This window comes from Streptomyces sp. NPDC045701 (assembly GCF_056432045.1).
In genome coordinates this window covers 1-10,216 of record NZ_JBWKJV010000087.1, presented here as the reverse complement: position 1 = coordinate 10,216, position 10,216 = coordinate 1, and the positions used below count along the sequence as shown (strand labels likewise).

The following is a 10,216-nucleotide window of genomic DNA, read 5'->3' as shown; positions in this document are numbered from 1 at the left end:
CCCCCCCCCCCCCCCCCCCCCCCCCCCCCCCCCCCCCCCCCCCCCCCCCCCCCCCCCCCCCCCCCCCCCCCCCCCCCCCCCCCCCCCCACCCCCTCAGAGGTCCGCCTGACGGGCGAAAACACCGTTTGCGATCTTGTTCTCCGTGTCGTGATCCTGAGTTGGTGCCGGGCGCCCGGCGCACCACCACGATCACAACTCACCCGGGGGGCAACCCGTGTTCGACCTGATCACTCAGACCATCCCGTTCGCGATGGGCGCCGTCTCGTTCGTCGCCCTCGCGTCCGACCCGATCGCCCCGTGCGGTCCCGAGGCCCAGCGGCCGGCGGAGACCATCACCGAGCACCTGCGCGCCGTGGCCAACCACGCCCGCGCCATCATGGTGCTGATCATTCGCAAGACCGGCGCGACCGGGAACTAGGTCGTACGTCCCCGGCGGCGGGCGCCCTCCGCCGGGACACGCACTACTAGGGGGTGGTCGCTTGGGCTTCCGCGAGGACGCCCTGCGGGCTCGGCAAGCCGGGCTCGCAGCCGCGCGGGCCGGTCGCCCGGCGACCGCCTGCCCCCGCTTCAACGACTCCCGGCTGACGGCCGCTTGGATTCGCGGCTACGCCGCCGACGATCAGTCGAGCCAGTCGTCGAGCTCCTCGTACCTCAACTCTCTTGGGGGCGGAGCCAACCGAAACATGTAGGCGTTCACTCGCGGTTGCGTCGTGTTCTCCAACCGCTTGATCGCCGCCTCGGTGAAGCCACCGGAAGCGATCAGGACGCCCTTGTTCGCCCCAACGTCCACGAGTTTGGCGATGAACTCCTCGGCGGTCCCCAGTCCCACCGGGCGCGCATAGTCCTTGCACTCCCAGACGATCAAGATCGTCTCTCCCGCAAGCCTGCCGCGTACGAGCACGTCGATCTGCCGAGGGCGACCACTCAAGAGACCCGGCAGGCGCTGATCGTGCTCGACGGTCACGCCCGGATCGAGCTGCCTGACGTACTCAGCGACTGCTTTCTCGTACACCCGCCACTTGGGGTCAGTCGCCGCGCGCTCAGCAGACCTTGTCATGCCCCGACCTTAAACACCCTTACTGACAACAGGGAGAGCCCACCATGTCTGGACGCGTCCCCGACGACACTCTGCCCCTTCACCCACGCACTGGCGACCGCGCACTCGGCTACCGCCGCGACGGGCGCCCGATCTGGCCCATCAAGGGCGGCTCGGGAGAGGGCGGCGCCCCCGCCGCCCCGCCGTCCGGCGAGCCGAACCCCGCCCCCGGCACGCCGCCGCCCGCCGATCCGGCCGCCGAGCAGCAGCTCGCCGAGGCGACGACCCGCGCCGAGCAGGCCGCGGCCGAGCGCGACGAACTGCGCGCCGCTCTCGACGCCGTGACCCGTGCCCTGAACCCCAACGGCGGCGAGAACGAGCAGGACCCCGCCGCCCTGGCCGCCGCCGTCGCCGAGCGCGACCGGCTGCTCTCCGAGCACGCCGCCGAGCTCCGGACCGCCCGGGTCGAGCTCGCCGTCGCCCGGGTCGCCGCCGACGAAGGAGCGCGCGGCGACCGCCTGCTCAACTCCCGCTCGTTCCTCGCCTCGGTCGCCGACCTCGACCCGCTCGACAGCGGGTTCGCCGACAAGCTCACCGCCGCGATCAAGGCGGCCGTGGACGCCGACCCCGACCTCTACCGCGCCACCCCGACCCCGCCCCGAGGGGGCGGCGAGTTCAACGGCCCGCCGTCTGGCGAGCGACGCGCGACCACCCTGCACGACGCCGTCGCCGCCCGCATGACCAGCGGCTGACCCGCCAAGGAGAAACGATTTGCCTACCTCCCTCGCCGAGGCGCGGAACAACGCGACCGACGACCTCGACCTGACCGTGATCGACGAGTTCCGCAAGAGCTCGGACATCCTCGACCGACTCACCTTCGACAACACCGTCAACCCGACCGGCGGCGGCGACACCCTGACCTACGGGTACCGGCGTCTGATCACACAGGCGAACGCCGAGTTCCGCCCCCTCAACTCCGAGTACACCCCGGCCGAGGTCCAGACGCAGCGCTACACCGTCGACCTCGTTCCGCTCGGCGGTAGCTTCCGAGTCGACCGGGTGATCGCCCGCATCGGCGCGGCAGCGTCCGGCGCGGTCGCCCTCAACATGTCCCAGAAGATCAAGGCGGCCCGCGCGCGGTTCGCCGACGCCGTGATCAACGGCGACAAGGCCACCGACACCAACGGGTTCGACGGGCTGTCGAAGATCCTCACGGGCACCGACACCGAGTACCTGCCGCTCGCGAACGGGGTCGCGAGCGGGTTCCTCGACTGGACGGCGATCAACGACAAGGCGGCGGCCCTGGCCGCGCAGCGCCACATCGACTCGTGGCTCGCTGCCATGGACGACACCCCGGATGTGATCTACGGCAACCGGAAGACGCTCGCGCTGTTCAAGGCCATCGCCGCGTGGACCGATCAGCTCGACAAGTCCACGGACGCGTTCGGCCGGCCGGTCGTCGCGTACAACGGCATCCCCCTGATCGACCTCAAGTCCAAGGCGGGCAGCAATGCCGACGTGATCGGGCTCGTGTCCCGCGACCCCGACGGCGCCGGTACCGGTGGCAACGTGTCCGGGCTCGGCGACCTGTACGCGATCCGGTACGGGCTCGACGGGTTCCACGGGGCCTCGGTCGCCTCGGTCCCGCTCGTGCAGACGTGGCTTCCCGACTTCAACAGCTCGGGCGCGGTCAAGCTCGGCGAGGTCGAGATGGGGCCGCTCGCCCCGGTTCTCAAGGCGACCAAGGCCGCGGCCGTACTGCGCAACATCAAGAGCGCGTGATGCCCATGAACGTGCGCATCACCGCCCCTGTCACCGACTACACCGGCGACGGCCCCGGCGGTCTCCACTTCATCGACGGCACCGCCACCACGGACGACGTCGCGATCATCGGCTACTGCCAGGGAGCCGGATACACCGTCGAGCCCCTCGACGACGAACCGCCGGGCGAGGCGCCCGCCACCGAGCCGGACGGCCCGCCAGACGACAAGTCGGCGGGCCGTTCTGGTTCCCGCCGCGCGAGGGGGTGACCTTGGCCCGACAGCCCTACACCACCCCCGAGCAGCTCGCCGCATGGCTCGGGGCCCCTGTCCCGGCGGACGCCGAGCGGCTGATCGCGCGGGCGGGCGAGGACATCGACTCGGCCCTGCTGACCGCGATCTACCCCGTCGACGACGACGGCGACCCGACCGACCCCGACATCGCCGCCGCGCTCGGCTCTGCGACGTGCGCGCAGGTCGAATACTGGCTCGCCGCCGGCGACGACGGCACGGGCGCGGCGGGCAAGTGGGACTCGGTTTCGATCGGCCCGGTCAGCCTGTCCGGCCGAGCCGCCTCGACGGCGGGCGCGTCCGGCGTCGAGCTCGCCCCACGCGCGGCCCGCGGGCTGCTGCGTGCCGGTCTCACCCCGGGCGAGGTGCAGCAGTGGTGACCCGAGTTCCGCCGTCCATGCTGCGGCACCGGATCGGCGTCGAGCCCTACCTCGGCGATGGCGCGTACGGCCCGACGTACGGGCCGCTCGTCGAGCATCCCGCGCTCGTCGGCGAGGCCGTGCGCATGACGCGCGCCGCCGACGGCCGCGAGGTCACGAGCACCGCGCAGATCATCGCCGCCCCCGGTCTGGATTGTCCGGCGGGGTCGCGCGTGACGCTGCCCGGCGGCCGGATCACGACGGCGATCAGTACGGCAGTCCACACCGCCCCGGGCCTACCGGTCCCCGCGTCCACGGAGGTGATGTGCGAATGAGCCGTGCCCGACTCCGCTGGAACGGTGACGTCGCCACGGGCGCGATCCGCGAGGCTGCGGCCCGGGGGCTGCTGCTCGGCGCCGAGCACGTCCTAGCCGCGAGCAGGCAGCGCGTGCCGATCGCCGAGGGCACCCTCGAACGCTCGGGTGCAACGTCGGTCGACGAGCAGCAGATGACCGCCGCCGTCAGCTACGACACCCCGTACGCGCGCAGGGTCCATGAGGACATGACCGCCCGGCACGCGCCCGGCCGAACCGCCAAGTTCCTTGAGGGCGTTCTGCCCGAGACGGCGGGCGAGGTGCAGGCGCTGATCGCCGCGCAGATCCGGCGCGCGCTGCGATGACCTACACCGTCGACCTGCTCGACGGTCTCGCTCGCCTGCTCGCCGCCGCCGGCGTCGGGGTCTACCGGCCCGACGGCGCGTACGCGGCGGGCGAGACCGCAATCACGATCGCGGCCCTTCCGCCCGCACCCGACCGGTGCATCTGCCTCGCCGCCTACCCGGTCACCGACTCCCCGGTGCTGACCGACACGACCACCGGGATTCAGGTGCGCACTCGCGCGGGCTCGGACCCGCGCGAGGTCGACGCCCTCGACGACCAGGTGCACGAGCTGCTGCACGGGTCCGGCCCGCACCGATTCGGAGCCGTCCCGGTGCAGCTCGTCTTTCGCGTCTCGGCCGCCCCGATCGGCACCGACGCCTCGGGCCGCTGGGAGCGAACCGCCAACTACTACGCCCGCGCGCACCGCGCGAGCCCCCATCTCGAATAGAAGGAGGCGCCGTTGAGCACCCCGACGCCCCCGGCCGAGACCGTAACCGCGCTCGCGCGCCGGTACCGCCTCGAACTGGATATGAGCACGACGCCCGGTACCCCGGCGTGGGCATTGGTCCCCGGGGTCACCGAGTTCACTCCGAAGATCGAACCCACTCAGCAGGAAGTCACGACCTACGACGCCGAGGGGTGGAGCGAGCAGGCCGTGACCATGCTCGCGTGGTCGATCGAGACCACCCTCGCGCACCGCGCGCACCCCACGACCGGGGTTTTCAATGCCGCACAGGAAGCGCTCAGGAAGGCGTCGCGCTCGTTCGGCGCCGCATCGTACGTACGGGTCCGCTACTACGACCGCAACGGAGCCCCGGACGCCCAGGAAGGCACCGCACTGGTGACGTGGGAGCCGGACGGCGGCGGCCCGGATGAGGTCGACACGATCAAGGTCACGCTTACCGGCTCGGGTCCGCTCGTCGAGATCACGAACCCGGTCGCCGGCGGGGGCACGTTTGCCGCCGCCGAGGCGAAGACCCTCAAGGCGGGGGGTGATGCCTGATGGCGTTCGAGGCCCTCGACGAGCTGCTCGACGAACGGCTCGAACTCCCCATCGCCGGCCGCCTCTACACCGTGCCCGCCCCGTCCGCCGAGATCGGTCTGCGGACGCAGGCCCTGATCAACGCCGCCGCCGTGGCGGCCGACGGCGGGCGCGCCGACGAGCAGGTGCTCGGCGACGCCGCCGAGCGAGACCTGTACCGCGAGGTACTCGGCTCGGCCCACGATGAGATGGTCGCCGACGCCGTGCCGTGGCCCGCGCTCAAGCACGCCGCGATCACCGCCATGGTGTGGATCGCGCAGGACAAGACCGCCGCAGAGCGGTACTGGAACGCGGCCGGCGACCCTTCTCGTCTGGCCCCGAATCGGGCAGCTCGCCGGAACCGATCGGGTGTGGCGAGCTCGACCCCGAGTCGGGGCTCTACGAGTGGTACGAGTACCCGCCCGGCACCCGCCCGCGCAAAGGGCAAGAAGGGCCGCAAGGCTCACTGACGTGGGCGCAGATCCTCGCCGAGTGGCCGCTCGTCGAGGCAGATCTGCATGAGGTCTACGGCATCGACCTAGGCGCCCCGGGCCTGCTCCGTTCCCGCTCCTGGCGGTGGCTGCGCGTGCGCGTCCTCGCCCTGCTCTCCGCCGAGTCCCGCCTCGCGCGGGTCCTCACCCCTCCGCCCGATCCCTCCCCCTCGGGAGGCACGCACCGCAGGAGGTGAGGCCCCATGGCACTGATGGTGGGCGAGCTCGCCGCCACGGTCACGATCGACGACTCGGGCGCAGACGCCGGTATGAACCGCGCCCGCGCTGCGGTACAGGCGGGCGGCGACCGCATCGCCGCCGAGGCAGACCGCGCCGGCGAGGCTGCGGGCGACGCCCTCGGCGACGGTCTCGCCGAGGGCGCGGCCGACGGTGCCGAGCAGGCGAGTTCCGGCATGGGGACCGCGCTGAAAGGTTTCGCCGCCGCAGCGATCGGCGGCGCGATCGGCGGCGCCCTCATGGCCGGGATCGGGAAGGCCCTCGAACAGGGCAAGATCCCCGGGCAGCTTGAGGCGCAGCTCGGCGCGACCGGCCCGGTCGCCGCCCAGTACGGCCAGGTCGCGGGCGATCTCTACGCGGGCGCCATCGTCGACTCGGTCGCGGACGGCGCCGAGATCATCAAGGGCATCGCCCGGAACGGCCTACTCCCGCCGGACGCAACGCAGGGACAGGTCAAGACACTTGCGACGCAGGTCGCGAGCGCCGCCTCGGTGATGGGTGAGGACGTCAGCAAGGTTTCGCGCGCGGTCGGCACGATGATGAAGACCGGTCTTGCCGACTCCGCGCAGCAGGCCCTCGACGTGCTCGTCAAGGGCTCGCAGCAGGGCGTCGACGTCGCCGAGGATTTGCTCGACACTTTCTCGGAATATCCGACGGAATTTCGGCAGCTCGGCCTCGACGCTCAGACGTCGATGGGCCTTTTGCAGCAGGGCCTCAAGGGCGGCGCTCGCGATGCCGATACGGTCGCCGACAGCTTGAAGGAGTTCACCCTTCAAGCGCAGGGAATGGGCGAGGCGACAGCTACCGCCTTTACGGATCTCGGCCTTTCCGCCGAGCAGATGCAAAAGGTCTTTCAGACCGGCGGCCCGGAAGCAGCAAAGGCGCTTGATCTAGTCCTCGACAGGCTGCGCAACGTCAAGGACCCCGCCAAGCAGAGTGAAATCGCACTCGGCCTTTTCGGCACCAAGGCCGAGGACATGCAGAAGGCGATCTATTCTCTCGATCCATCCAACGCCGTAAAGGCGCTGGGAGACGTCAAGGGAGCTACGGACGCCGCCGGCGATGCGATGCACGACAATGCGGCGACGAAGTTCGAGGCGTTCAAGCGGGGCATTGAGCAGAAGGTCGTCGGGGCCCTCGGGGCCTACCTGATACCGGGGCTTGAGACGGCCGCCGGCTACCTCGGCACCTTCGGCTCGGCGTTCGGCACGGCCGCCGGATTCGTCTCCGATCACTCGACGGCGTTCACGATCGCCGCCGGTGTGATCACGCTCCTGATGATGCCGACGCTCGTCGCGCTCGGTATCACCGCTTGGACGACGACGACCGCCGTCGTCACCGGATGGGCCACGCAGACGGCCGCCGGTGTCACCGCCGCCGCCCGGTTTGTGCTGCTCAACGCCACGATGGTGGCCGGATGGGTGGCGCAGGGCGCGGGTGCCGCCGCGGCTGCTGTTCGCGTCGTCGCGGCATGGGTGCTCATGGGGACGCAGTCCCTCATACAGGGTGCCCGGATGGCTGCGGCGTGGCTGCTCGCCATGGGCCCGATCGCGCTCGTGATCGCCGCCGTCGTCGGCATCGTCGCGTTGATCGTCGCCAACTGGGACACGATCGTGTCCGCTACAAAGGCGGCGTGGGATTGGGTGTGGGGAAAGCTCAAGGGAATCGGAGAGGCGATCCTCGACTTTTTCCTCAACTGGACTTTGGTCGGTCTCATCATCAAGCATTGGGATTCGATCAAAGCCGGGACGCTCCGCATCTGGAACGCCACGGTCGATTGGGTCAAGGGAATCCCGGGCCGGATCGTCGACTTCTTCCTCAACTGGACTTTGGTCGGCCTGATCATAAAGCATTGGGATTCGATCAAGTCGGGCACCGTCCGCAAGGCCGGTGAAATGCTCGCATGGGTGCGAGGTCTCCCCGGCCAGATCGCGGGCTACTTCGGCGATTTCGGATCGATGCTCTACGACAAGGGAAAGGATCTGATCAAGGGGCTTTGGAACGGCATCAAGGCCATGGGCTCGTGGCTCCGATCGACCCTGATGTCTTGGGCCAAGGATCTGATCCCCGGACCGATCGCGAAAGCCCTCGGAATCAAATCGCCGTCGCGTCTCATGCGCGACAAGATCGGAAAGTTCATCCCCGCCGGCATCGTCGAGGGCATCAAGGCGGGCGCGCCCGCCGTCGACCGCACAATGCGCAGGCTCGTCTCGGTGCCCGCCGCCCCGCAGTTCGCCACCGCCCGGGCGCCCGCCAACGGCCGCCCGGCCGCCGGGGGTTGGGGGCCGACAGTCCACATCGAGAACTGGCACGCAGGTTCGGCGACCGCCGATCAGACGGCCGCCGCGCTCGCGTGGCAGGCCAAGGCGAGGGGGTGACCAGTTGGCCCCCGGTGATCTGGTCTCCCTCCCCGGGCACGTGCAGTTCGGCGACCTGCTGCTCGGCCCCCGCACCACCTACGGGTGGGAGTCCCTGACCGGGTGGGAGGAGACACCCGCCTACGACTCGGGAAGCGTCAACCGCTCCGACGCTCACGGCGCCTACCCCGGCCGGCTGCTCGCCGAGCCGAGGACGATCACCCTCGACGGCGTCGTGATCCGCACCGAGCCCGGACGCATGAGCACCGCCGTGCGAACCCTGTCCGCCGCGACGGCACTCCGCGACGACGAGCAGCCCCTCGTGATCAAACTCGACGACTCCCCGCCCCTGCTCTCGTGGGCCCGGTGCATCCGGCGGACCGTGCCGGTCGGGACAGGTGGATACGCGATCGGCGTCGCCATCGGCGGCGCGATGCAGTTCGAGGCGAGCGACCCGCGCCGGTACGACCTGATCGAGCGGGTCGCCCCCGGACGTCTTCCGGCGTCCGAGCCGGGGCTCGGATGGCCGCTCGGCTGGCCGCTCGCGTTCGGCGAGCCCGGCTCGACCGGCTCACTGTCCGTGTCGAACCTCGGCGATGCGGACACGCACCCGCTTATCGAGTTCCGGGGCCCCGTCGAGCGGCCGTCCCTGACCAACATCGAGACCGGCGACACGCTCGAATACGACCTACCGCTCGCCGTCGGCGACGTGCTCACCGTCGACACCCGCGCGGGCACCGTCACCCTCAACTCGACCGCCTCGCGGCTCTACACCGCGACCGCGCGCAGCGTGCCCGAGCAGACATGGACGCTGCCGCCCGGTACGTCGACCCTCGCGTTCCGCGCGGCCCCCGGCAGCACCGACCCCACCGCTTCCGTCGCCGTGCGCTATCGCTCGGCCTACTGGTAAGGAGGTCCCTCCGTGACCGTGCGCCCCGCATGGCTCCTGCCCACGGGGCAGACCCGAGAAGACACGCGCCTCGCCCCTCTGGGGACGTACACCCCCGAGACCGAGCTGCGCACCCGAGACGGCGTGATCCCCGGCGGCGCGCCGTTCGCCGCCACCGGCGCGGGAGCGATGACGCTTCAGATCGCCCCCGGCCGCGCCGTCGTCCAGGGCACCACCCCGCAGGGCGCCTACCCGGTCGCCCTCGACGCCCCGCAGACCGTCACGATCACCGACGGCGGCCCCCAGTTCACCCGCATCGACACCGTGGCGGTGCGGGTGCTCGACCAGCTTTTCGACGAGCACGGGCAGAACCTCGCCCGTATCGAGGTGTTCGTCGGCGAGGAAACGGCGACCCCGAGCCCGCCGCTCCTGCCCCCTGCCTGCCTGCCTCTGTGGAACGTTCGAGTGCTTCCGGGCACCTCGGCGGGCGTCGGTGGCATCAACTGGTCGAGCTCACTCACCGATCGCCGCCGGTACACCGTCGCGGCGGGCGGCATCCCACCCGGCGGCAGCGCCGCCGACGCCGGCGCGTACGACGGCCAGTACGCCGACCACGACGGGCGGCTCATGCGCTGGTCGCAGACCACCGCATCGTGGCGGCCGGTCGTCGAGCGGCATTACGTGTCGACGGTCAAAAGCAACACCTACAACGTGCCCGCGAACTCGTACGTCAAGATCCAGTGGACGGGCACCGACGCCATGTCGACCACCGGCATGTGGTCGGCGTCCGCCACGACCCGCGTCACGGCGCCGGTCGGCGGACTGTACGTCGTCTACGCGCATCAGGTGTGGCCGAACGGCGCAACGCAGGCCCGTGCCCGCGTCCAGATCAACAACGCCGGCGACGTCCAGCTCAGCTATGTGCCGTCGTCGTCGGGCGGGCAGGGTCACGGCTCGGCCCGACCGATCGTCCTCGCGGCGGGCGACTACGTCGAGATGTCCCTGTGGTCAGGTGCCGCGCTTACGACCTTGGGGGAAATTGAGGTCGGGCCGTCTTGGCCTGGTGGTTCGGCTGGTGGGTGATCAGCAGGCCGTCGTGCGGACGAGGACCAGTT

15 protein-coding genes are annotated in these 10,216 nt (G+C 70.9%); 14 read left to right on the top strand and 1 reads right to left on the bottom strand.

Annotation, left to right across the window (positions count from 1 at the left end; translation table 11 throughout):
* Positions 1 to 215 precede the first annotated feature (215 nt).
* Positions 216 to 419 (top strand): hypothetical protein, encoded by a 204-nt coding sequence (locus AC07DW_RS32020; protein ID WP_478861162.1) that lies wholly within the window; start codon positions 216 to 218, stop codon positions 417 to 419.
* Positions 420 to 480: 61 nt separating this feature from the next.
* Positions 481 to 690 (top strand): ribosome modulation factor, encoded by a 210-nt coding sequence (locus AC07DW_RS32015; RefSeq protein WP_478861161.1) that lies wholly within the window; start codon positions 481 to 483, stop codon positions 688 to 690.
* Here AC07DW_RS32015 and AC07DW_RS32010 read toward each other — a convergent pair.
* On the bottom strand, positions 621 to 1,058 hold the full coding sequence (locus tag AC07DW_RS32010) for a restriction endonuclease (RefSeq protein ID WP_478861160.1): 438 nt from the start codon (positions 1,056 to 1,058) through the stop codon (positions 621 to 623). The genes AC07DW_RS32015 and AC07DW_RS32010 overlap by 70 nt on opposite strands.
* A 44-nt stretch (positions 1,059 to 1,102) precedes the next feature.
* On the opposite strand from AC07DW_RS32010, the gene AC07DW_RS32005 reads away from it, so the two are divergent.
* From AC07DW_RS32005 to AC07DW_RS31950, 12 genes are all read left to right on the top strand, one after another.
* Positions 1,103 to 1,789, top strand: a complete 687-nt coding sequence (locus AC07DW_RS32005) for a hypothetical protein (protein WP_478861159.1) — start codon at positions 1,103 to 1,105, stop codon at positions 1,787 to 1,789.
* Positions 1,790 to 1,808: 19 nt separating this feature from the next.
* The gene (locus tag AC07DW_RS32000; RefSeq protein ID WP_478861158.1) at positions 1,809 to 2,819 is read left to right on the top strand and encodes a major capsid protein; all 1,011 of its coding nucleotides are present in this window, start codon (positions 1,809 to 1,811) and stop codon (positions 2,817 to 2,819) included.
* Positions 2,819 to 3,067, top strand: a complete 249-nt coding sequence (locus AC07DW_RS31995; RefSeq protein ID WP_478861157.1) for a hypothetical protein — start codon at positions 2,819 to 2,821, stop codon at positions 3,065 to 3,067. Before AC07DW_RS32000 ends, AC07DW_RS31995 begins: the two co-directional genes overlap by 1 nt.
* Before the next feature lie 2 nt (positions 3,068 to 3,069).
* Positions 3,070 to 3,468 (top strand): hypothetical protein, encoded by a 399-nt coding sequence (locus tag AC07DW_RS31990; RefSeq protein WP_478861156.1) that lies wholly within the window; start codon positions 3,070 to 3,072, stop codon positions 3,466 to 3,468.
* Positions 3,465 to 3,782, top strand: coding sequence for a hypothetical protein (locus AC07DW_RS31985; protein ID WP_478861155.1), 318 nt, complete (start codon positions 3,465 to 3,467; stop codon positions 3,780 to 3,782). The genes AC07DW_RS31990 and AC07DW_RS31985 overlap by 4 nt, the downstream gene beginning before the upstream one ends.
* Positions 3,779 to 4,126: a hypothetical protein gene (locus AC07DW_RS31980; protein ID WP_478861154.1), complete on the top strand. Its 348-nt coding sequence runs from the start codon at positions 3,779 to 3,781 to the stop codon at positions 4,124 to 4,126. Before AC07DW_RS31985 ends, AC07DW_RS31980 begins: the two co-directional genes overlap by 4 nt.
* Entirely contained in the window at positions 4,123 to 4,554 is a 432-nt protein-coding gene (locus AC07DW_RS31975) for a minor capsid protein (protein WP_478861153.1), read from the top strand. The genes AC07DW_RS31980 and AC07DW_RS31975 overlap by 4 nt, the downstream gene beginning before the upstream one ends.
* Before the next feature lie 12 nt (positions 4,555 to 4,566).
* A complete protein-coding gene (locus tag AC07DW_RS31970) occupies positions 4,567 to 5,109 on the top strand; it encodes a phage tail tube protein (RefSeq protein WP_478861152.1) in 543 nt (180 codons plus the stop codon).
* Entirely contained in the window at positions 5,109 to 5,597 is a 489-nt protein-coding gene (locus AC07DW_RS31965) for a DUF7426 family protein (protein ID WP_478861151.1), read from the top strand. The genes AC07DW_RS31970 and AC07DW_RS31965 overlap by 1 nt, the downstream gene beginning before the upstream one ends.
* 224 nt (positions 5,598 to 5,821) lie before the next feature.
* Positions 5,822 to 8,233 (top strand): phage tail tape measure protein, encoded by a 2,412-nt coding sequence (locus AC07DW_RS31960; RefSeq protein WP_478861150.1) that lies wholly within the window; start codon positions 5,822 to 5,824, stop codon positions 8,231 to 8,233.
* 4 nt (positions 8,234 to 8,237) lie between these two features.
* Positions 8,238 to 9,122, top strand: coding sequence for a phage distal tail protein (locus tag AC07DW_RS31955; protein ID WP_478861149.1), 885 nt, complete (start codon positions 8,238 to 8,240; stop codon positions 9,120 to 9,122).
* 12 nt (positions 9,123 to 9,134) lie between these two features.
* Positions 9,135 to 10,184, top strand: coding sequence for a hypothetical protein (locus AC07DW_RS31950; protein WP_478861148.1), 1,050 nt, complete (start codon positions 9,135 to 9,137; stop codon positions 10,182 to 10,184).
* Positions 10,185 to 10,216: the final 32 nt, after the last annotated feature.